16 protein-coding genes, 1 tRNA gene and 1 pseudogene are annotated in these 20,837 nt (G+C 67.6%); 9 read left to right on the top strand and 9 right to left on the bottom strand.

The window, feature by feature from the left end:
* The first annotated feature begins 12 nt into the window (after positions 1-12).
* From OCQ_RS14980 to usfY, 3 genes are all read left to right on the top strand, one after another.
* Entirely contained in the window at positions 13-888 is an 876-nt protein-coding gene (locus OCQ_RS14980; RefSeq protein ID WP_026071347.1) for an acyl-CoA thioesterase II, read from the top strand.
* Positions 889-1,031: 143 nt separating this feature from the next.
* On the top strand, positions 1,032-2,429 hold the full coding sequence (locus OCQ_RS14975; RefSeq protein WP_014385115.1) for a bifunctional lysylphosphatidylglycerol flippase/synthetase MprF: 1,398 nt from the start codon (positions 1,032-1,034) through the stop codon (positions 2,427-2,429).
* 144 nt (positions 2,430-2,573) lie between these two features.
* Complete coding sequence (gene usfY / locus OCQ_RS14970) at positions 2,574-2,885, top strand: protein UsfY (RefSeq protein ID WP_014385114.1); 312 nt, start codon at positions 2,574-2,576, stop codon at positions 2,883-2,885.
* Between the two features lie 26 nt (positions 2,886-2,911).
* Here usfY and cydC read toward each other — a convergent pair whose 3' ends face one another.
* The 6 genes from cydC to OCQ_RS14940 all read right to left on the bottom strand — a co-directional run bounded on the left by cydC (position 2,912) and on the right by OCQ_RS14940 (position 10,865).
* A complete protein-coding gene (gene cydC / locus OCQ_RS14965) occupies positions 2,912-4,585 on the bottom strand; it encodes a thiol reductant ABC exporter subunit CydC (protein ID WP_051019743.1) in 1,674 nt (557 codons plus the stop codon).
* Positions 4,572-6,161 carry a thiol reductant ABC exporter subunit CydD gene (gene cydD, locus OCQ_RS14960; protein ID WP_014380352.1) on the bottom strand — a complete coding sequence of 530 codons (1,590 nt, stop codon included), beginning with the start codon at positions 6,159-6,161 and terminating at the stop codon, positions 4,572-4,574. Before cydD ends, cydC begins: the two co-directional genes overlap by 14 nt.
* An 86-nt stretch (positions 6,162-6,247) precedes the next feature.
* On the bottom strand, positions 6,248-7,252 hold the full coding sequence (cydB, locus tag OCQ_RS14955; protein WP_407665065.1) for a cytochrome d ubiquinol oxidase subunit II: 1,005 nt from the start codon (positions 7,250-7,252) through the stop codon (positions 6,248-6,250).
* Positions 7,253-7,330: 78 nt separating this feature from the next.
* A complete protein-coding gene (locus OCQ_RS14950) occupies positions 7,331-8,803 on the bottom strand; it encodes a cytochrome ubiquinol oxidase subunit I (RefSeq protein WP_008257715.1) in 1,473 nt (490 codons plus the stop codon).
* An 86-nt stretch (positions 8,804-8,889) separates the two neighbouring features.
* Entirely contained in the window at positions 8,890-9,495 is a 606-nt protein-coding gene (locus OCQ_RS14945; RefSeq protein WP_026071350.1) for an HdeD family acid-resistance protein, read from the bottom strand.
* 38 nt (positions 9,496-9,533) lie between these two features.
* Entirely contained in the window at positions 9,534-10,865 is a 1,332-nt protein-coding gene (locus OCQ_RS14940; RefSeq protein WP_008257712.1) for an adenylate/guanylate cyclase domain-containing protein, read from the bottom strand.
* A 197-nt stretch (positions 10,866-11,062) separates the two neighbouring features.
* Here OCQ_RS14940 and OCQ_RS26610 point away from each other — a divergent pair, with 197 nt between their 5' ends.
* Complete coding sequence (locus OCQ_RS26610) at positions 11,063-11,257, top strand: hypothetical protein (RefSeq protein ID WP_131810781.1); 195 nt, start codon at positions 11,063-11,065, stop codon at positions 11,255-11,257.
* Positions 11,258-11,598: 341 nt separating this feature from the next.
* Here OCQ_RS26610 and OCQ_RS14935 read toward each other — a convergent pair.
* Positions 11,599-11,675 (bottom strand) — tRNA-Leu (locus tag OCQ_RS14935).
* Between the two features lie 113 nt (positions 11,676-11,788).
* Between OCQ_RS14935 and OCQ_RS14930 the strand changes: the two genes are divergently transcribed.
* Positions 11,789-12,403 carry an ANTAR domain-containing response regulator gene (locus tag OCQ_RS14930; RefSeq protein ID WP_008257686.1) on the top strand — a complete coding sequence of 205 codons (615 nt, stop codon included), beginning with the start codon at positions 11,789-11,791 and terminating at the stop codon, positions 12,401-12,403.
* A gap of 171 nt (positions 12,404-12,574) precedes the next feature.
* On the opposite strand, the gene OCQ_RS14925 is transcribed toward OCQ_RS14930, so the two are convergent.
* Both OCQ_RS14925 and OCQ_RS14920 read right to left on the bottom strand, forming a co-directional pair.
* Positions 12,575-13,777 carry a lipid-transfer protein gene (locus tag OCQ_RS14925; RefSeq protein ID WP_008257683.1) on the bottom strand — a complete coding sequence of 401 codons (1,203 nt, stop codon included), beginning with the start codon at positions 13,775-13,777 and terminating at the stop codon, positions 12,575-12,577.
* A gap of 5 nt (positions 13,778-13,782) precedes the next feature.
* Positions 13,783-14,265: a Zn-ribbon domain-containing OB-fold protein gene (locus tag OCQ_RS14920; protein WP_009954952.1), complete on the bottom strand. Its 483-nt coding sequence runs from the start codon at positions 14,263-14,265 to the stop codon at positions 13,783-13,785.
* A gap of 164 nt (positions 14,266-14,429) precedes the next feature.
* Here OCQ_RS14920 and polA point away from each other — a divergent pair, with 164 nt between their 5' ends.
* The 4 genes and pseudogenes from polA to rpsA all read left to right on the top strand — a co-directional run bounded on the left by polA (position 14,430) and on the right by rpsA (position 20,832).
* Positions 14,430-17,090: a DNA polymerase I gene (gene polA / locus OCQ_RS14915; RefSeq protein WP_008257678.1), complete on the top strand. Its 2,661-nt coding sequence runs from the start codon at positions 14,430-14,432 to the stop codon at positions 17,088-17,090.
* Positions 17,091-17,103: 13 nt separating this feature from the next.
* Entirely contained in the window at positions 17,104-17,733 is a 630-nt protein-coding gene (locus OCQ_RS14910) for a TetR family transcriptional regulator (RefSeq protein ID WP_029384787.1), read from the top strand.
* A 17-nt stretch (positions 17,734-17,750) separates the two neighbouring features.
* Positions 17,751-19,286: pseudogene (locus tag OCQ_RS14905) on the top strand (carotenoid oxygenase family protein).
* 103 nt (positions 19,287-19,389) lie between these two features.
* Entirely contained in the window at positions 19,390-20,832 is a 1,443-nt protein-coding gene (rpsA, locus tag OCQ_RS14900; protein ID WP_008257673.1) for a 30S ribosomal protein S1, read from the top strand.
* Positions 20,833-20,837 lie beyond the last annotated feature (5 nt).

Below are 20,837 nucleotides of genomic sequence, written 5' to 3'. Positions count from 1 at the left end.
GGAGAGGCCGCCATCAGCACCGATTCTGATTTCCAGGAACTGCTGGCGACACTCGACCTCGATCGTCTCGATGATGACCTGTTCATCGGCTCGCATCCCAGCAAGAACCCGATGCGGACGTTCGGTGGTCAGCTCATGTCGCAAGCGTTCGTCGCGGCCAGCCGGAGCCTGGTTCGCGGCGACCTGCCGCCGAGCGCGCTCTCGGTGCACTTCATCAACGGTGGCGACACCGGCAAGGACATCGAATACCGCGTGACCCGGCTGCGCGACGAGCGGCGGTTCGCCAACCGGCGCGTCGACGCGACGCAAGACGGCACGTTGCTGTGCTCGGCCATGGTCTCCTACATGGCCGGCGGCCGGGGCCTCGAGCACGGCATCGAGCCGCCGCAGGTCGCCGAACCGCACACGCAACCCACGATCGGCGAGCTGTTGCGCGGGTACGAGGAGACGGTCCCGCACTTCGTCAACGCCCTGCAGCCCATCGAGTGGCGCTACACCAATGACCCGGCGTGGGTGATGCGGACGAAGGGGGATCGGCTGCCCCACAACCGGGTCTGGGTCAAGGCACTGGGCGAGGTTCCCGAGGACCCGGTATTGCACACGGCGACAATGGTGTACTCCTCGGACACCACGGTGCTGGACTCGGTCATCACCACGCACGGCCTCTCCTGGGGCTTCGACCGCATCTTCGCCGCGTCTGCCAACCATTCCATCTGGTTTCACCGGCAGGTCAACTTCAACGACTGGGTGTTGTACTCGACGTCGTCGCCCGTGGCCGCGGATTCGCGTGGCCTGGGCACCGGGCACTTCTTCGACCGGTCCGGGCAGCCGCTCGCCACGGTGGTGCAGGAGGGCGTGCTGAAGTACTTTCCGTCTTCTCCCCGATAAACCGTTACCCAATAGCTGCAGGATATCCGCGCGAATCTCTCCCGAATGGGCCGTGATCGGGCGTAGCTTTGACGTAGCCGGGTATTCGGTGCAGAGGCGGCAGACATGCCGCCCAGCTGTTGTCAGCGCATCGGGAGGTGAGTGTGAACGGGCCGGTGGTGGACGTCACAGCACGACCTCGCGTGCGCGAACGTGTTGTCGTTTCGGCCGATTCGCGGGCGGCCCGGCTGATCGGCGCCCTGGCGCTGCTGTGCGCGGCGTGCTGGCTCATCGAGATACTCGCCCGCCACCACAGCCAACCCAACTGGCATTTCGCCGACCGGTTGGCGTGGTCGTTGACGGTCCTGGTCGCGGTGGCGTGGATCGCGCGCGGCGTCTTCCTGGGCCGCCCGGTGACGACGATGCACGCCATTGCGGCCGCGTTTTTCGTGCTGGCGGGGCTGGGCATGCACGTGCTGTCCTTCGATCTGCTCGGTGACGTCGTGATCGCCAGCTCGGGCCTGGTGTTGATGTGGCCGATGACCTCACACCCGCGGCCCGCCGACCTGCCGCGCGTGTGGGAATTGATCAAGGTGACCCGCGATGACGCGTTGGCGCCGTTCACCATGCAGACCGGCAAGAGCTACCACTTCACCGCCGACGGCTCCGCGGCGCTGGCCTACCGGACGCGGATGGGAATCGCCGTGGTGAGCGGCGATCCCATCGGCGACGAGAAGCGTTTCGGCGAACTGGTGGCCGATTTCGCCGCCACCTGTCATGCCCACGGATGGCGCATCGCGGTCGTGGGGTGCGGCGAGCGGCGGCGTGAACTGTGGACCGACCCGGCCACCCTGGGACAAACGTTGCGGGCCATACCGATTGGGCGCGACGTCGTTGTCGACGTGTCGGGCTTCGACATGGTGGGCCGCAGGTTCCGCAACCTGCGTCAGGCGGTTAAGCGCACCCATAACTGCGGTGTCACAACCGAAATCGTCGCCGAGCAGGAGCTCGACCACACGTTGCTGGCCGAGCTGACCGAGGTGGTGCGGGAATCGTCCAAGGGGGCGCGCGCCGACCGCGGATTCCACATGAATCTCGACGGCGTCCTGGAAGGCCGTTTCCCGGGGATACAGCTGATCATCGCCAGGGACGCCACCGGCAAGGTGCAGGCCTTTCACCGATACGCCACGGCCGGCGGCGGCAGCGACATCACCCTCGACGTCCCGTGGCGACGCCGCGGCGCCCCCAACGGGCTCGACGAGCGACTCAGCGTCGACATGATCATGGCCGGCAAAGACAATGGGGCACAGCGGGTTTCGCTCGCCTTCGCCGCTTTCCCCGAGATATTCGACGACAAGAACCGCGGCTGGACCCAGCGCGTGTTCTACCGGCTGATCCACATCCTCGACCCGCTGATCGCGCTCGAGTCGTTATACCGATACGTGCGCAAGTGGCACGCGCTCGACGCGCGGCGCTACGCGCTGATCTCCATGACACAGATCGTCCCGCTACTGTTCGTGCTGCTGTCGCTGGAGTTCATGCCGCGCCGCCGACACCTCTGAGCGTGCCGCCGGCCATGATGGACAGCCTGATTGGCAGCGGCCGTCCAGTTACCCGACAGCACATTCTCACCCTTCGTCGCTACCGTTGAAGAGGTAGGCACCCCCCGGATACCGCGGTGGACACTCGGGGAAAGGCACTTTGTCATGGGTGACACGTTTCGCGACCCCATCGACCATGCGAGGACGACCAGGCCGCATGCGGGTGAGTCGCTGATCGACGTGATGAGCTGGCCTGGCTACCTGTTCATGCTGGTGGGCGTGATCGCCGTCTTTCGGTGCCTCGTCGCCCTCGGCACCGGCCACGAAGGCCGCAGCCTGATCGGCGGCGCGATCGCGATCGCGGCGATCACGGTCGGGTTGGTGTGGCTCAAGGTCGAACGCGGGCGGGTCCGCAAGCTCGAGAACCGCTGGTATGACGAGCACCCGGACGCCCATCGGCAGCGCCCGGCCAGCTGACCGCTGCCCGGCTGACACGCGGTGGTTCAGGCTTTGTGATCGACACGCAGTTCGTCGCAGCCAATTCCCTTGGGCAGGTGGTGAGTGGCCACCACCACGGTGCGCTCGGGGGACAGCAGCCGGGAATCCTGGGCCAACAGGTCGCGCAGGACCTTGTCGGCGTCGGTGACGTCGAGGTGTTCGGTGGGTTCGTCGAGCAGCACGATCCGCGCGGGCGATAGGACCGCCCTGGCCAGCAACAGCCGCCGGCGCTGGCCCGCCGAAAGGGATTGCGCGCCACCGATCAACACCGTGGCCAAGCCCTCGGGCAAGCCGGCGAGCCACCCGCCCAGCCCGACGGCGCCCAGGGCCGCGGTGAGTTCGTCGTCGCGGCAGTCGCCGCGGGCGACCAGCAGGTTGTCCCGGATCGTGGTGGCGAAAATGTGGGCGTCCTCCGCGAAAAAGCCGATGGCGCAGCGCAAATCGGCTTCGTCGAACCGAGTCACGGCGACGCCGTCGAGCAGCACCTGCCCTTCGCGCGGCGGCAGCAACCCGGCGAGCGTCATCAGCAGCGTCGTCTTCCCCGAGCCGCTGGCGCCGGTCACCGCCAACCGCGCGCCCGGGGGCAGGTCCAGCGCGACGCGGATCGAGCCTGCCGCGCTGTGACCCGAACGCACGTCCGCGGACAACCGGCAGGTGCCGACCGGCCTCGGTGTCGTCTGCGTGGCGTCGACGGTCTCGCGCGGGCCCTCGGCCGCCAACTCGAGCAACCGCCGCGCGGCGATCCGCGACCGGGTCAGCTGCACGGCCGCCGCCGGCAGCGGCGTCATCGCCTCGAACGCGGACAGCGGCAGCAACATCAGCACGGCGAGCGTGGTGGGCGCGACCGCGGATGCCAACCCGATCCCGGCCACCACCGCACCCAGCACGCTGGCCCCGACGGCCGCCGTGGGCATCGCCTCGGCAATGGCGGCCGGTTTGGCCGCGGTGTCCAGGGCGTCACCCCAGGCGCGGTGCCGGCGTTGCGATTCGGCGATGACGCCGGGGAGCAGGCCGGCGACGCGAAGCTCGGGCGCGTGTTCGAGCGCGACGAGCGCCGAGGTGTCGCGCTCGGAATGCTGCTGCCGCGCGATCTCCTCCTGGGTCGCGGCGGCCCGCCCGGCGAGGCGAGGGGCGACGAAACCGGCGATGAGCAGGCAGATGGCGAGCACGACGGCCGCCGCCGGCGAAATGGCGGCGACGACCGCGGTGGCCGCGAGCGCCAGCACCGCCGCGACGCCGATCGGGACCAGGGCGCGCACCAAGACGTTGGCCAGCTCGTCGACGTCGGCGCCCACCCGGGACACCAGCTCACCGCTGTGCAGCCGGACGGCGGCCGCCGCGGGCCCACGCGCCAGCCGCTGATAGACCTGCACCCGGGCGGTGCCGGCGGCGCGCAGGGCCGTGTCGTGGGTGACCAGGCGCTCGCAGTAATGCAGCACGGCCCGCGAGATCGCGAACAGGCGCACCGCGACCGCGGCGACCGAGAGGTCGAGCACGGGCGGCATCTGCCAGGCGCGGGTGATCAGCCACGCCGCAACACCGGCCAGCGCCAGCGCGCTGCCCAGCGAGAGCACCCCGAGCGTGATCGCGGCCAGCACGCGCGGCAACCGGGGCCGCAGCAGCACCGCGGCGGCAAGTAGGGGTTCAGGGCGAGTCGCCGCCGAATCAGACCGGGGCATAGTGCACCCCACGGTCGGCGATCACCTCGACGACCCGATCGCCGATGGCCAGCACCGGCTCGCGGTGCCCGACCACGATCACGGTCGCACCGGCGCGCGCCCGCGCCGCGATGGCCCGCAAGACCCGTTCCTCGGTGCGCGCGTCCAGGTGCGCGGTCGGCTCGTCGAGCAACAGCACGTCGGCCGTCGATCCGAGGGCCCGCGCGAGACCCAGCCGTTGCCGCTGTCCCAAAGAAAGCCCGACGCCGCCGCGCCCCAGCACGGTGTCGCCCCCTTCGGGAAGTTCGGCCAACACGGCGTCGAATCCGGATACCGCACAGGCGGTTTCGCGGTCCTCGAGCTCTCCGAGCAGCGCCAGGTTGTCATCGACGGTGCCGGGAACGAGCACCGGGCGTTGGGGCAGCCAGGACAGCTGAGCCCACCACCGGGCCGGCTCGAGATCCGCGACATCGACCCCGGCGACGGTGACCCGGCCCGACGAGGCCTCGGTGATGCCGGCGATCGCCTGCAGCGTGGTGCTTTTCCCGGCACCGTTGCGCCCGGTCAGCACGGTCACGGCGCCGGGCTCGATCACCGCGTCCAGATCCCACGGTGCCCGACCGTCGCGGCCGGCGACGGTGAGACGTTCGAGGCGGATCGGCGCGCCGCGCGCGGTCACCGCCCGGGTGCGGCCCTTGGCCGGGGCGTGCTCGCCGATGAGGGCGAACGCCGCATCGGCCGCGGCCCTTCCGTCTTGAGCGGCATGGAACTCCACGCCGATGCGGCGCAGCGGCCAGTACACGTCCGGCGCCAGCAACAGCACCGTCAAACCCGTGGTGAGGGTCATCTCGCCGAACACCAGGCGGAGCCCGATTCCGACGGCGATCAGCGCCACCCCCAGGGTGGCCAGCAATTCCAGCACCAGAGCCGACAGGAAGGCGATCCGCAGCGTCGCCATGGCCGAACGCCGGTGCGCGGCAGCGAGTTCGGCGATGCGCTGTTCGGGGCCCGCGCCGCGTCCCAACGCCCGCAGGGTGGGGATCCCGGCGATCAGGTCCAGCAGCCGCGCCTGCAGGGTGGTCATCGCGGCCAGGGCGGCCGCCGAGCGGTCCCGGGTCGCCAGCCCGATCAGCACCATGAAGACCGGTATCAGCGGCAGCGTGATCGCCACGATCGCCGTCGATTTCAGGTCGTAGGCCGCGATCACGGCGACGGTGGCCGGCGTCAGGATCGCGGCGAGCAGCAACGTCGGCAGGTATCCGGTGAGGTAGGGCCGCAGGCCGTCGAGTCCGCGGGTGACCACCACCGCGGCGGCGTCGCGTTGCGCCGCGAGCTCGCCGGGCTGCCTGGCGGTCACCGCATCGAGCACCCGGCCGGACAGGTCCGCGATGACGGCGCTGGCCCCCCGCTGCCCCAACCGGCCCTGAAACCAATGCGCTATCGCGCGAATCACCCACAGCGCCAACAGGAGTGACAGCGGACCCCACCAGGCGTGCAGGCCGCGCGCGGGGGGATCGGCGACGACGCGTGCGACGATGCGCGCCAACACGATCGCCGAGCCGATCGCGCAGCCGGAGATCAAAACCCCGCAACCCACCGCGGCGACCAGATAGCGGCGCAGCGCCGCCGATGCCCGCCACAGTCTCGGGTCCAGTGGCGCCCGGCTCGCGCGGTCGTTACCGCTCAGGACGGGCGCCTTGCCAGACCGATGGGTGCGGGTATCCGCTCGGCCGAGATCCGTTGCCGGAACACCCAGTACGTCCATGCCTGGTACACCACCGTCAACGGCGCCATGAAGGCGGTCACCCACGTCATGACCTTGAGCGTGTAGTGCGTCGACGACGCGTTGTAGATGGTGAGACTCCACTGCCTGTTCAAGGTCGAGGGCACCAGGTTCGGATACAGCGAGCCGAACAACAGGATCACCACGGCCGCCACGACCAGCGCGACGCACGTGAACGCCCAGCCGTCGGAGGCCCGCCGCCACACCAGCAGCACCGCGGCCAGTTGCGCGACCACCGCGGCGGCCAGCACCGCCCAGGTCCAGTCTTTGCCGTACGCCAGTTGCGTCCAAAGTCCAAAGCCCGCAACCAGTCCGGTCACCGGAAGCGAGAGCCACACGGCGAACCGGTGGGCGTCCTCACGGATGGCGCCGGACGTCTTCAACGCGACGAACACCGCTCCGTACAGCAAGAACAGACCGGCGGTCGCCAAGCCGCCCAACACCGTATAGGGGTTCAGCACGTCGGCGACCGACAGGTGAATGTGGCCCGCGGCGTCCACCGGAAGCCCGCGGACCAGGACGGCGAACGCGACACCCCACAAGACTGCCGGCAGCCACGAACCGGCGGCGATGCCGAAATCCGCCCAGCCGCGCCACTTTGTGTCGTCGATCTTGCCGCGCCACTCGATCGCCACGGCACGCACGATCATGCCGAACAGGATCGCCAGCAACGGCAGGTACAGCGTCGAGAACACGGTGGCGTACCACCCGGGAAAGGCGGCGAACATCGCCGCGCCGCCGACGATCAGCCACACCTCGTTGCCATCCCAGACCGGGCCGATGGTGTTGAGCGCCGTGCGCCGCAACGGTTCGGCTTCACCGATGCCCACGCGCGCGAACGGCTCCATCAACATGCCCACGCCGAAGTCGAAGCCCTCGAGGATGAAGAACCCCAGGAACAGCATCCCGATGATGCCGAACCACACTTCTTGCAGTCCCACTGCGATCAGCTCCTTTCGGCGTCGATAAGCCCCATCACGCCCTTAGTAGGCGAACGACAGGGGCGCCACCTCGTCAGCGTCGGGCGCCTGCGGGGGAGCGGGTTCCGCGTCGTGTTCCAGCGGCCCTTCGACGGTGTAGCGCTTGAGCAGAAAGAACCACACGACCGCCAGCACCGCGTAGACGACGGTGAAGGTCACCAGCGACGTGATGACCATGCCCGGCACGTGGTTCGACACGCCTTCGCGGACGGTCATCCGGACCAGCGGGTCACCGGTCGGGTTCGGCGCCACCACCCATGGCTGCCGACCCATCTCGGTGAACACCCAACCCGAGATGTTGGCCAGAAACGGCGTGGGGATGGTGAGCAGCGCGAACCAGGAAACCCAGCGGCCCTTGGGGGTTCGCCCGGCGCGGGTCAACCACAGCACGGCCAGGGCGAACGCCACGGGGAACACCAGGAACCCGATCATCAATCGGAACGACCAGTAGGTGACGAACAGGTTCGGCCGGTAGTCGTCGGGTCCGAAGCGGTGCTGGTACTGCTGCTGCAGCTCGTTCACTCCCTGCAGCGTCACGCCGCTGAGCTTGCCCTCGGCCAGGAACGGCAGCACGTAGTGCACCTTGATCACTTCCGTGACGCTGCCGCAGTTGTTGTGGGTGCCGATGGTCAGCACCGAGAAGTCGGGGTCGGTTTGTGTGCGGCACAACGCTTCTGCCGACGCCATCTTCATCGGCTGCTGAACGAACATCAGCTTGCCCTGGCGATCGCCGGTGAAGAACAGGCCGACCGCGGCGAGCAGCACTACGCCGCAGCCCAGGATTGCCGCGGGGCGAAACATGGTGCGGGCCTCGGTTTCCGCTGTGGGGGCGGTGGATTCGGTCCTGCGTGAGCGCACCATCCACCACGTGCTGACGGCGGCGACGAAGGTGCCGGCGGTCAGCAGCGCTCCCGCCACGGTGTGTGAAAACGCCGCTTGCGCAGTGTTATTGGACAGCAGGGCGAAAATGCTGTCCAGCTCGGCGCGCCGTGTCGCCGGGTTGTAGTGCGCGCCGACCGGGTGCTGCATGAACGAGTTCGCCGCGATGATGAAGAACGCCGAGGCGTTGACACCGATCGCGACGATCCAGATGCAGGCCAGGTGGAGCAGCTTCGGCAGCCGGCTCCAGCCGAAGATCCACAAGCCGATGAACGTGGATTCGAAGAAGAAGGCGAACAGCCCTTCCATCGCCAGCGGTGCACCGAAGATGTCGCCGACGAACCGCGAGTACTCGCTCCAGTTCATCCCGAACTGAAATTCCTGGACGATGCCGGTCGCCACACCGATGGCGAAGTTGATCAAAAACAGCTTGCCGAAGAACTTGGTCAGCCGGTACCACGCGGTGTTCCCGGTAGCCACCCACACCGTCTGCATGATGGCGATCAGTGGGGCCAAACCGATCGTGAGCGGCACAAAGATGAAGTGGTAGACGGTAACAATACCGAACTGCCACCGCGAAATATCGACGACATTCATCTGTCATCTCCCGACTGCGGAGGCCCGATCAACGGCTACGACAGAGTGTAGTAGATGGGTCGGCGCCTGCGCCACCGGCGCCCGCGTCAGCTGCCGAGGGAGTTGGACGCCTTGCGGATGCCGAAGGCCGAAATGACCTCGAAGATCCCGATGACCACGAACCACGCGCCGACCACGATCGCCAGGGTGACAATCGATTCGAACGGCGACGCCACGACCACGATGCCGGCGAGGAGGCTGAGCACGCCGAGGAAGATGTTCCAGCCCCGGCCCGGCAGGTGCGGGTCGCTGACGGCCGAAATCGTCGTGGCGACACCACGGAAGATGAAGCCGATGCCAATCCAGATGGCCAGCAGCAGAATTGCGTAGCCCTGACCGAAGTGGCGGAACGCGAGCAACGCCAGAATCAGCGACGCGGCCCCGCTGATGAACAACAGAACTCGGCTCCCCGCCGAGACGTGCAGTGAGAACGCGAACACGACCTGCGCGATACCGGTGATGAGCAGGTACACGCCGAAGGCGACGGCGGCCACCAGGATGGAAATTCCCGGCCACGCCAATACCAGGACACCGAGGACGATCGACAGAATTCCCGACAGCAGAGCGGATTTCCACAGATGCGGCAGCAAGCTTGGAACGGGGTGGGTTCCAGGAGAGCCAGGGGAGATAGTCATGGCCGCAGTCTGACACAAACGCGGGCCCTGGTACAGGGACCGTACAGGGGCTTTGATCAGACGTGGACGGTGTGTGGTCGCCCGGTGAGCAGGTCGGCGGGCTCTTCGTCCGCCTTGCGGCCGATGAGGTACCAGGTGCGCATAACGCCCTTGCCCTTGACTTCGATGCGGCCGCGCTCCTGCAGGACGAACTCGTTCTTGAGTCGCTCGTACATCGCCTCGGGCACCTGGATTCGGCCCACCGAATCGGTGGATTCCATCCGCGACGCGACATTGACCGCGTCGCCCCAGACGTCATAGAAGAAGCGGCGCGAGCCAACGACGCCCGCGACCACGGGCCCGCAGGCCATGCCCATCCGCAGCGCGACCGGATCGCCGTGCGGATCCTTCAGTGCGGCAGCGACATTGGCCATGTCGAGCGCGAAATCGGCAAGAGCGAAGGCGTGATCCGGCCGAGCCCGCGGGACCCCGCTGACCACCATGTAGGAGTCGCCGCTGACCTTGATCTTCTCGAGGCCGTGTTTGTCGACCAGTTCGTCGAAGGCGCCGTACAGCCGGTTCAAGAACCGCACCAGGTCGGCCGGGGTGGTGGTGCTGGCGCGTTCGGTGAACCCGACGATGTCGGCGAACAGGACGGAGACCTCGTCGTACTTGTCGGCGATGACGCTGCGCGACGAGCTCTTGAGACGCTCGGCGATGCTGCCCGGCAACATGTTGGCCAGCAGCGCTTCCGAGCGCTCGTACTCGGCCTCCATCACCGCCTCGGCGCGCTGCGTGTCGCGCAGCGCGAACCACACCGCCACGAACACCATCACGCAGGCCGAGACGATGGTGACCACGAAGGTCATGGATTGCGCCCACGCCGGCTGTAATCCGGTATCGCGGGGGACCAGGAACTCCAGGGCGATCACCAGCCCGGCCCCGACCGCCGTCAGGCCGGCCGCCAGCACGGTGTGTTCGATGCCCAGCAACAGCACCACCAGGCACGCCCCGACCAAAAAGAAGAACTGCGCGCCCGTACCCGTGCCGGCGTCCCAGGTGCTGACGAAGACCGTGACGTAGGCGGCGCCGATGAAGGTGAGCGGCGCGATGAGGTCACCGAAACGGTGCAGCCACGGCACCGCGGCGAAGATCATCGCGGCGAGGGCGTTGAGCGAGATGATCTGCCACGTCCAGACTCCGGTGATCAACTGCAAAGCGACGAAGTCGACGCAGACCAGCACGGCCAGCCACGCGGCGATCGCGAGCACCCGGTATTGGCGCGCGGCGCTGTCGGCGTAGTGCTGGTTGCGTGCGCGCGACTGGGCCCGCGCCGCGGCTACACAGTCCGGGCGCTTCGACGAGCCGTCTGGCCATCGCGGTGGGCCACCACAATCCTTGGCCGCCACGCAGCAAGCCTAACCGCTGAGCAGGGTATTTGTCGGCTGTCTAATGAATATCACCGTTTTCGCCCCCGTAAGTTTCCGGATCTGATAACCATCTAGTTATCGGGTTTTTGTCGGGTTTACGAGTCATTTGGTTCGGTTATTCAACACGTGTTGGACGCTCTGCGTGACGCGTGTTCGCCTCGACTAAGGGGTGCCTGATGGCGGTTCTCAGAAGAATCGTTCTTGCGTCGCTCATTGCCCTTACCGCCATGCTGATGGACGGCTGCAGCGTCGCCTGTAGTGATCCGAGTTGGCTGCTACGGGTGGCCGGCGATTCCATCGGCAATTACACCGCGGGGCCGGAGGTTTCGGCATCCGGCCAGGTGTGTGTCACGCGATCATTCGGCGACTGACGGTTCCGAACCCGCCCGGGGTTCCCGCGGATCGCCGGGACCGCTAGCGGGGCCGACGGTGGACGTCACCGATTCGATTCGGGATCGTCGCCACCGAAATCGCGATCGGCCGCGTCCTGCCCGCGCCGAATTATGAATTCAAGTGATCTTTTGCGCGCCATATTCTTGCCTGCAATACGAAGAGCTATAAATGCGCAGAGTTTATAAATGCGGCCGAATTCATACCATTGGAAGGTATTGGACTCGATATGGAAACTTGTGAACCGGTTGCGTCGGCCGGAACCGCTACTTCGGTACCGAAGAAAGCCGGCCGAGCCGATGGCGCCACCGACCGCGGTCGCTGGTGCCCTCGGTGAGATTCGAACTCACACTGGACGGGTTTTGAATCCGTTTCCTCTGCCAGTTGGGATACGAGGGCGTGCCGGCCTCTTACCTTAGAGGCAGCCTCCCACCATAGAGGATTTGGTGTCCTCACCTGCCACACCGCCCCCGCGCACGCTGGTCTGAGGCGTTCGCGACACAATATTCGTCATGACAGGCCCCACGACCGACACCGACGCCGCTGTGCCGCGCCGGGTCCTGATCGCTGAAGACGAAGCGCTCATCCGACTGGATCTCGCCGAGATGCTCCGAGAGGAGGGTTACGAGATCGTCGGCGAGGCCGGCGACGGGCAGGAAGCCGTCGAGCTGGCCGAGCGCCATCGGCCGGACCTGGTGATCATGGATGTGAAGATGCCGCGCCGTGATGGCATCGACGCGGCCTCGGAGATCGCCAGCAAGCGCATCGCACCGATCGTCGTGTTGACCGCGTTCAGTCAGCGCGACCTGGTCGAGCGGGCCCGGGATGCGGGGGCGATGGCCTACCTGGTGAAGCCGTTCACCATCAGCGACCTGATCCCGGCCATCGAATTGGCCGTCAGCCGATTCGGTGAGATCGCCGAGCTGGAACGCGAGGTGGCGTCACTGTCCGATCGGCTGGAGACCCGCAAGCTCGTGGAGCGCGCCAAGGGGCTGCTGCAGACCGAACAGGGGATGACCGAGCCCGAGGCGTTCAAGTGGATTCAGCGGGCAGCCATGGACCGGCGAACCACGATGAAGAGGGTGGCCGAGGTCGTCTTGGAGACCCTGGACCCGCCCAAGGAATAGCTCTCGGAGTACCCCGAGGAGCACCCGATCCGTCGAGTGTGAATCGTTGGCTTTGGATGTGAACCCCCGGCGGCGACACGCCGACAATCCGCGCCCACGCTTCACACTGAAAGCCGTGGCTTCACACTCAAAACCGTGGCCGCACAACGCAAGCCAACGCGGCGGCAATCCCTAGCGGGCGACGATCACCGACGAACCGTGCCCGAACAGCCCCTGGTTGGCGGTGATGCCGACCGTGGCGTTTTCCACCTGCCGGCCCGTGGCCCGACCGCGCAGCTGCCACGTCAGCTCGCAGACCTGAGCGATCGCCTGCGCGGGGATGGCCTCGCCGAAGCAGGCCAGCCCGCCGGACGCGTTGACGGGCACCCGGCCGCCGATCGTGGTGGCGCCGCTGCGCAGCAGCGCCTCGGCCTCGCCCTTGGGGCACAGGCCCAGGTGTTCGTACCAGTCGAGCTCGAGCGCGGTGGACAGGTCGTAGACCTCGGCCAGGCTCACGTCCTCGGGCCCGATGCCCGCCTCGGCATAGGCCGCGTCGAGGATATGGTCCTTGAACGCCCGATCGGGTGCGGGCACCGCGGCGGTGGAATCCGTTGCGATGTCCGGCAATTCGGGCAGATGCTGCGGATAGTTCGGGGTGACCGTGCTGACCGCCCGCACCGACGGCACACCGGCCAGCGAGCCGAGGTGTTCGCGGGCGAACTTCGCGCTGGCCACGATCAGCGCGGCCGCGCCGTCGGAGGTGGCGCAGATGTCCAGCAGCCGCAACGGGTCGGCCACCACCGCGCTGGCCAGCACGTCCTCGACCGACACCTCCTTGCGGTACCGGGCGTTCGGGTTCTGCAGGCCATGCCGCGAGTTCTTGACCTTGACCTGGGCGAAATCCTCGAGCGTGGCGCCGTAGAGGTCCATCCGCCGCCGCGCCAACAGCGCGAAGTACACCGGGTTGGTGGCGCCGATCAGGTGGAACCGCTGCCAGTCGGGATCGTTCTTGCGCTCACCGCCGACCGGGGCGAAAAAGCCCTTCGGCGTGGTGTCGGCGCCGATGACGAGGGCGACGTCGCAAAAGCCGGCCAGGATCTGGGCGCGGGCGCTCTGCAGCGCCTGCGAACCGCTGGCGCACGCGGCGTAGCTCGAGCTGACCGGCACGCCGTTCCACCCGAGCTTCTGGGCGAACGTCGCGCCCGCGACGAACCCGGGGTAGCCGTTGCGGATGGTGTCCGCGCCGGCCACCAACTGGATCTGTCGCCAGTCCAGGCCCGCTTCGTTCAGCGCGGCCCGGGCCGCGGCCACCCCGTATTCGGTGAAGTCGTTGCCCCACTTGCCCCAGGGGTGCATCCCGGCGCCCAGGATGTACAGCGGTTCGGGAGCGCTCATGGTCGTCATTTGCGCCGCTCCTTCTCATCGCTTCGCTCTGCATCGTCGCCGGCGCGCTTCCACGCGTGCACGATGCGCTGCACGCCGTCGTCGTCGGTGTAGAGCGGCATGGTGGTCAGTTCCATCTCCATGCCGACCTTCAGGTCGGCGGCCAGCGTGCCCTCGACCACCTTGCCCAGCACGATCAGGCCCTCCTCGGCCAGCTCCACGGCGGCGACGGCGAACGGCTCAAAGGGGTCCGGCGACGGGTAGGGCGGCGGTGGCGCGTACCGGTTCTCGGTGTAGCTCCACAACTTTCCCCGCGTCGACAGCGCGACCGATTCCAGCGTGTCGCTGGCGCAACCCGGATTGGGGCAGTTGTTCGCCCGCGGCGGGAAGACGTAGGTGCCGCACTCGGGGCACTTGCTGCCGATCAGATGCGGGACACCGGCGTCGTCGGTGGCGAACCATCCATCGACCGCCGGTTCTTGTCGGATGACTTCTGGCACCGGGCCAGCGTACCCAGCCCGCGCACAAAACTGAAACGTGTTGCAGTTCTGCGGACGGCGCGGTCGGGGCGCGCAACTCGTCACACCGGGTGCCTAAAGTGAAAGCCGTGCCCGCCACGAAAACCGCTACGAAGGCCAGCGAGGAACAGACCAGGCCGACGCTCATGCTGCTGGACGGCAACTCCCTGGCGTTCCGGGCGTTCTATGCGCTGCCCGCCGAGAACTTCAAGACCCGCGGGGGGCTGACCACCAACGCGGTCTACGGCTTCACCGCCATGCTGATCAACCTCCTGCGCGACGAAGCCCCCACCCACATCGCCGCGGCCTTCGACGTGTCGCGGCAGACCTTCCGCTCCGAGCGCTATCCGGAGTACAAGGCCAATCGGTCGGCGACGCCCGACGAGTTCCACGGCCAGATCGACATCACCAAGGAGGTCCTGGCCGCCCTGGGCATCACGGTGCTCGCCGAGCCGGGCTTCGAGGCCGACGACCTGATCGCCACCCTGGCCACCCAGGCCGAAAACGAGGGCTACCGCGTGCTGGTGGTCACCGGCGACCGCGATTCGTTGCAGTTGGTCAGCGAGAACGTGACGGTCCTCTACCCCCGCAAGGGGGTGAGCGAATTGACCCGCTTCACCCCGGACGCGGTCGTCGAGAAGTACGGACTGACGCCCACGCAGTACCCCGACTTCGCCGCGCTGCGCGGCGACCCCAGCGACAACCTGCCCGGCATCCCCGGTGTGGGGGAGAAGACCGCCTCCAAGTGGATCGGCGAGTACGGGTCGCTGCAGGCGCTGGTCGACAACGTCGATTCGGTGCGCGGCAAGGTGGGCGACGCGCTGCGCGAACATCTGGCCAGCGTGATCCGCAACCGCGAGCTCACCGATCTGGTCAAAGACGTGCCGCTGGCCCAGACTCCCGACACGCTGCGGCTGCAACCGTGGGACCGCGACCAGATCCACCGGCTCTTCGACGACCTGGAGTTCCGGGTGCTGCGCGACCGGCTGTTCGAAACCCTGGCCGCGGTGGAGCCCGAGGTCGACGAGGGCTTCGACGTGCGCGGCGGCGCGCTGGAAGCCGGCGAGCTGGCGGTGTGGCTGGCCGAGCACAGCTCGGGGAAGCGCTTCGGGCTGGCCGTCGTCGGCACCCACCTGGCCTACGACGCCGACGCCACCGCGCTGGCCATCGTCTCCGCCGACGGCGAGGGCCGCTACATCGACACCGCGACGCTGGATCCCGAAGACGAGGCGGCGCTGGCGTCCTGGCTGGCCGACCCCGGGCCGCCCAAGGCGCTGCACGAAGCCAAGCTGGCCATGCACGACCTGGCCGGGCGGGGCTGGACGCTGGCCGGCGTCACCTCCGACACCGCGCTGGCGGCCTACCTGGTGCGCCCCGGGCAGCGCAGCTTCTCCCTCGACGACCTGTCGCTGCGCTACCTGCGTCGCGAGTTGCGGGCCGAAAACCCTGAGCAGCAACAGCTTTCGCTGCTCGACGACACCGACGGCACCGACGACCAGGCGGTGCAGACGCTGCTTTTGCGTGCCGTGGCGGTGCTGGATCTGGCCGACGCGCTCGACGAGGAGCTGGCCCGCATCAACTCCACCTCGTTGCTCAGCGGCATGGAGCTGCCGGTGCAGCGGGTGCTGGCGGGGATGGAAAACGCCGGCATCGCCGTCGATTTGGAGTTGCTGACCGAACTGCAGAGCGACTTCGCCCACCTGATCCGCGACGCGGCCGAAGCGGCGTACGCGGTGATCGGCAAGCAGATCAACCTGGGCTCGCCGAAACAGTTGCAGGCGGTGCTCTTCGACGAGCTGGAGATGCCGAAGACCAAGCGCACCAAGACCGGATACACCACCGACGCGGACGCGCTGCAGTCGCTGTTCGACAAGACCGGTCACCCGTTCCTGCAACATCTGCTGGCCCACCGCGACGCCACCAGGCTCAAGGTCACCGTCGACGGGCTGCTGAATTCGGTGGCCTCCGACGGGCGCATCCACACCACGTTCAACCAGACCATCGCGGCCACCGGCAGGTTGTCCTCGACCGAGCCGAACCTGCAGAACATTCCGATCCGCACCGAGGCCGGCCGGCGGATCCGCGACGCGTTCGTGGTCGGCGACGGCTACAGCGAGCTGATGACCGCCGACTACAGCCAGATCGAGATGCGGATCATGGCCCACCTGTCCAAGGACGAGGGACTCATCGAGGCGTTCAACACCGGGGAGGACCTGCACTCGTTCGTCGCCTCCCGCGCCTTCGGCGTGCCGATCGAGGAGGTCACCGCCGAACTGCGCCGCCGGGTCAAGGCCATGTCCTACGGGCTGGCCTATGGATTGAGCGCCTACGGGCTGTCCGCCCAGCTCAAGATCTCCACCGAAGAGGCCAAAGACCAGATGGAGCAGTACTTCGCCCGGTTCGGCGGAGTCCGCGACTACCTGATGGCCGTGGTGGAACAGGCCCGCAAGGACGGCTACACGTCGACGGTGTTCGGCCGCCGCCGCTATCTGCCCGAACTCGACAGCAGTAACCGCCAGGTGCGCGAGGCCGCCGAGCGGGCGGCGCTCAACGCGCCCATTCAGGGCAGCGCCGCCGACATCATCAAGGTGGCGATGATCGAAACCGACAAGGCGATCAAGGACGCCGGGCTGTCCTCCCGGATCCTGCTGCAGGTGCACGACGAGCTGCTGTTCGAGGTCGCGGCGGGGGAGCGCGAGCAGCTCGAAGCGTTGGCCCGCGACAAGATGGGCGGCGCCTACCCGTTGGACGTCCCGCTCGAGGTTTCGGTGGGCTACGGCCGCAGCTGGGACGCTGCGGCGCACTGACAGGCCACCGTCGATGCCCCCGGCAAAGCGCAGTCGTGGTCGCCCGGCGGGCTCGCGGGTGGATCCCGGCGCGCGGCGCTCGGAGCTTCTCGACGCCGCCGAGCGGGTGATCCGCGCCAAGGGGCCGTCCGCCGGACTGGTCGACATCGCGGGCGAGGCCGGCTTCGTCCGCTCGGCGGTCTATGCCATGTACCCCGGCCGTGACGCGCTGCTGGCCGAGCTGAGCAAACGCACCTCGCAGCGGCTGCTCGCCGAAATCACCACTCGGGCAGCCGGTTCCACCGACCTCAGGGAGCGGATGGCGTTGTTCTTCGACGTGATCAGCGCGTGGATGGAAGCCGAGCCGAATCTCTACCGGGCCCTCACCGGTGACCCGTCGACCAGTGTCTTCGAGCAGCTGGCCGGCGCGGTCGAATGGATGCTGGCGTCGTCGTCGGGCTCCGAGGCCGCGCGCATGGCGGCGGCGCCCTGGTCGCGGGCCATCGTCGGGTCGGCGGTGGCGGCCGCGGAGTGGTGGTGCCGGACGGGAACCATGCCGCGGGAGGCGCTCGTCGAACACCTCACCGCGCTGTGCTGGGACGGCGGGGCGGCCCTGCCGTTCAACGCCGACGACATCAAGACCATTGACAACGCCCAGCGATAATAGACACACTGTCTTTTATGGTTCTGGCAGACGTTCAAGCTCCGTCGCGCTACTGGGAAAACATCGTCGGCGAAACCGACGTCGACGTCACCGAAATCACCGGAACGATCCCCGACGGGCTCCTCGGCACCCTGTACCGGAACGGGTCGGGCCGCTGGACGCTCGGATCGACGCAGGTCGAGAGCATTTTTGATGCCGACGGGATGGTCAGCGCGTTCGTGCTCGACGGGTCGGGGGTGCGTTTCCGCAACCGCTTCGTCCGCACCAAGCACTACCTGAAGTCGACGGCGGCCGGACAGCTGGTGGACCGCGGCTTCGCCTACCAGCGCGACGGCGGCACGTTGGCGAACGCGCTGCGGCTTCCGGCCAACACCGCCAACACCAGCGTCATGGTCAACCGCAACCAGCTGCTGGCGCTCTGGGAGGGCGGACCGCCGCACGAACTCGATCTCGACACCCTGGACACCATCGGGCCGTCAAACCTCGGCGGGGCGCTCAAGGGTGCGGTCCGGGCCTATTCGGCGCACTACACCTACGACCCGGCCACCAACACCAAAATCAACTTCGGGTTCGACCCGTACTTCCCGCGGATCGACCTGCGCCACGCGCTGCGCGGGGCCCGCGGTCGCGAGCGGTGGCGCCGGCTGCGGGAGCTGGCGGGCGAGGCGGTGCCGCGGATGCGCCTGCGGCTCTACGAGACCGGCGCCAACGGTGTGACCCGCTACCTGCGGGCGGTGCCGCTGCCGGGGATGGGCGTGGTGCACGACATGGCGTTGACCCGGCGCTACGCGATCTTCGTGGTGTCGCCGCTGCGGATCAACCCGTGGGCGCTCGTCGGCCACCAATCCTATTGAGACTCCATATTTTTCAAGCGGGATGCGCCGTCGTACTTCGTTCTCGCGCCGCGCGACGGGGGCCGGGTGCGGGTGGCCGAGACCGATCCGTTCTATCACTGGCATTTCACCAACGCATATGACGACGGCGACGATGTCGTCGTCGAGCTGCCACGGTTCGTGCCGCAGACCTACGCGGGCATGAAGAAATACACCGCCCACATCCGCTCCGACATCGCCCAGCTCGACGACTACGGGGCCATCGACGACGCCGTGGTGCTGACGCGGTTCCGGATCGCCCCGTCGGGGCGCGTGTCCCGCGAGCCGTTGGCCGATTTCGGGTGCGAGTTCCCCCAGATCGACCAGCGGCGTTCCGCGACCCGGCACGACGTCTCCTACGTGACCGTCCAGGACCCGGCCAGGTTTGCAGGCCAGGGAATCGCCCGCATCGATCACAGCACCGGCGCGGTCCAGACCTATTGTCCGCCCGGGGACGTGCTGGTGGAGCCGACGTTTGTGCCGCGACCCGGCGGAACGGCCGAGGACGACGGCTGGCTACTCACCGTCGGATACCACGAATCGCAGCATCGCAGCAGGTTAATGGTGGTCGACGCGGCCCACGTGGCCGACGGCCCGATCGCCGAGGCGTGGCTGCCGTTCCACGTGCCGATGAGCTACCACGGCGCCTTCACCAACCGGGTGGCCCATCGAACCGGGTGAGCCGCCGGGACTGGGTTTGGCCAGCGTGTGCACAGTCGAGTAGCCTCGATGGGTAAATCCCAATTGTCCCTACGACCAAACCTGTCCGGAGCACCCCAACAATATGCCGAGTCCCGCCGTCACCTCGCCCCAAGTAGCCGTCAACGACATTGGCTCCAGCGAGGACTTTCTCGCCGCAATAGACAAAACGATCAAGTACTTCAACGATGGCGACATCGTCGAGGGCACGATCGTCAAAGTGGACCGGGACGAGGTGCTCCTCGACATCGGCTACAAGACCGAGGGGGTCATCCCCGCCCGCGAGCTCTCGATCAAGCACGACGTCGACCCCAACGAGGTCGTTTCCGTGGGCGACGAGGTCGAGGCCCTGGTTCTCACCAAGGAGGACAAAGAGGGCCGCCTGATCCTGTCCAAGAAGCGCGCGCAGTACGAGCGCGCCTGGGGCACCATCGAGGCGCTCAAGGAGAAGGACGAGGCCGTCAAGGGCACCGTCATCGAGGTGGTCAAGGGTGGCCTGATCCTCGACATCGGGTTGCGCGGCTTCCTGCCCGCCTCGCTGGTCGAGATGCGCCGGGTGCGCGATCTGCAGCCGTACATCGGCAAGGAGATCGAGGCCAAGATCATCGAGCTGGACAAGAACCGCAACAACGTGGTGCTGTCGCGCCGGGCGTGGCTGGAGCAGACGCAGTCCGAGGTGCGCAGCGAGTTCCTCAACCAGCTGCAGAAGGGCGCCATCCGCAAGGGTGTCGTCTCCTCCATCGTCAACTTCGGTGCGTTCGTCGACCTCGGCGGCGTCGACGGTCTGGTGCACGTCTCCGAGCTGAGCTGGAAGCACATCGACCACCCGTCCGAGGTGGTCCAGGTCGGCGACGAGGTCACCGTCGAGGTGCTCGATGTCGACATGGACCGCGAGCGGGTTTCGTTGTCGCTCAAGGCGACTCAGGAAGACCCGTGGCGCCACTTCGCCCGCACCCACGCCATCGGCCAGATCGTGCCCGGCAAGGTCACCAAGCTGGTTCCGTTCGGCGCGTTCGTCCGCGTCGAGGAGGGCATCGAGGGCCTGGTGCACATTTCGGAGCTGGCCGAGCGCCACGTCGAGGTCCCCGACCAGGTGGTTGCCGTCGGCGACGACGCGATGGTCAAGGTCATCGACATCGACCTGGAGCGCCGCCGGATCTCGTTGTCGCTCAAGCAGGCCAACGAGGACTACACCGACGAGTTCGACCCGGCGAAGTACGGCATGGCTGACAGCTACGACGAGCAGGGCAACTACATCTTCCCCGAGGGCTTCGACTCCGAGACCAACGAATGGCTCGAGGGATTCGACAAGCAGCGCACCGAGTGGGAGGCCCGCTACGCCGAGGCCGAGCGCCGGCACAAGATGCACACCGCGCAGATGGAGAAGTTCGCGGCGGCCGAGGCGGCCGGCCACACGGCCGGCGAGCAGTCGCCGGGCAACGGTGCGCCCGCCGAGAAGGCGGGCGGATCGCTGGCCAGCGATGCCCAATTGGCCGCGCTGCGGGAGAAACTCGCCGGCAACGCGTGATCCTG

This window comes from Mycobacterium paraintracellulare (assembly GCF_000276825.1).
Classification (GTDB): domain Bacteria; phylum Actinomycetota; class Actinomycetes; order Mycobacteriales; family Mycobacteriaceae; genus Mycobacterium; species Mycobacterium intracellulare.
Note: the sequence above shows the minus strand (reverse complement) of the source record. Positions and strands in the feature narration are given on the sequence as shown.

Excerpts from the sequence above, each read along its gene's own strand:
- polA (WP_008257678.1), top strand. The coding sequence starts at position 14,430 with ATGCTGCTGGACGGCAACTCCCTGGCGTTCCGGGCGTTCTATGCGCTG.
- cydB (WP_407665065.1), bottom strand. The coding sequence starts at position 7,252 with ATGCTGTTCCTGGGGTTCTTCATCCTCGAGGGCTTCGACTTCGGCGTG.
- OCQ_RS26610 (WP_131810781.1), top strand. The coding sequence starts at position 11,063 with ATGGCGGTTCTCAGAAGAATCGTTCTTGCGTCGCTCATTGCCCTTACC.
- rpsA (WP_008257673.1), top strand. The coding sequence starts at position 19,390 with ATGCCGAGTCCCGCCGTCACCTCGCCCCAAGTAGCCGTCAACGACATT.
- OCQ_RS14910 (WP_029384787.1), top strand. The coding sequence starts at position 17,104 with ATGCCCCCGGCAAAGCGCAGTCGTGGTCGCCCGGCGGGCTCGCGGGTG.
- OCQ_RS14925 (WP_008257683.1), bottom strand. The coding sequence starts at position 13,777 with ATGAGCGCTCCCGAACCGCTGTACATCCTGGGCGCCGGGATGCACCCC.
- OCQ_RS14930 (WP_008257686.1), top strand. The coding sequence starts at position 11,789 with ATGACAGGCCCCACGACCGACACCGACGCCGCTGTGCCGCGCCGGGTC.
- cydC (WP_051019743.1), bottom strand. The coding sequence starts at position 4,585 with ATGCCCCGGTCTGATTCGGCGGCGACTCGCCCTGAACCCCTACTTGCC.
- OCQ_RS14950 (WP_008257715.1), bottom strand. The coding sequence starts at position 8,803 with ATGAATGTCGTCGATATTTCGCGGTGGCAGTTCGGTATTGTTACCGTC.
- usfY (WP_014385114.1), top strand. The coding sequence starts at position 2,574 with ATGGGTGACACGTTTCGCGACCCCATCGACCATGCGAGGACGACCAGG.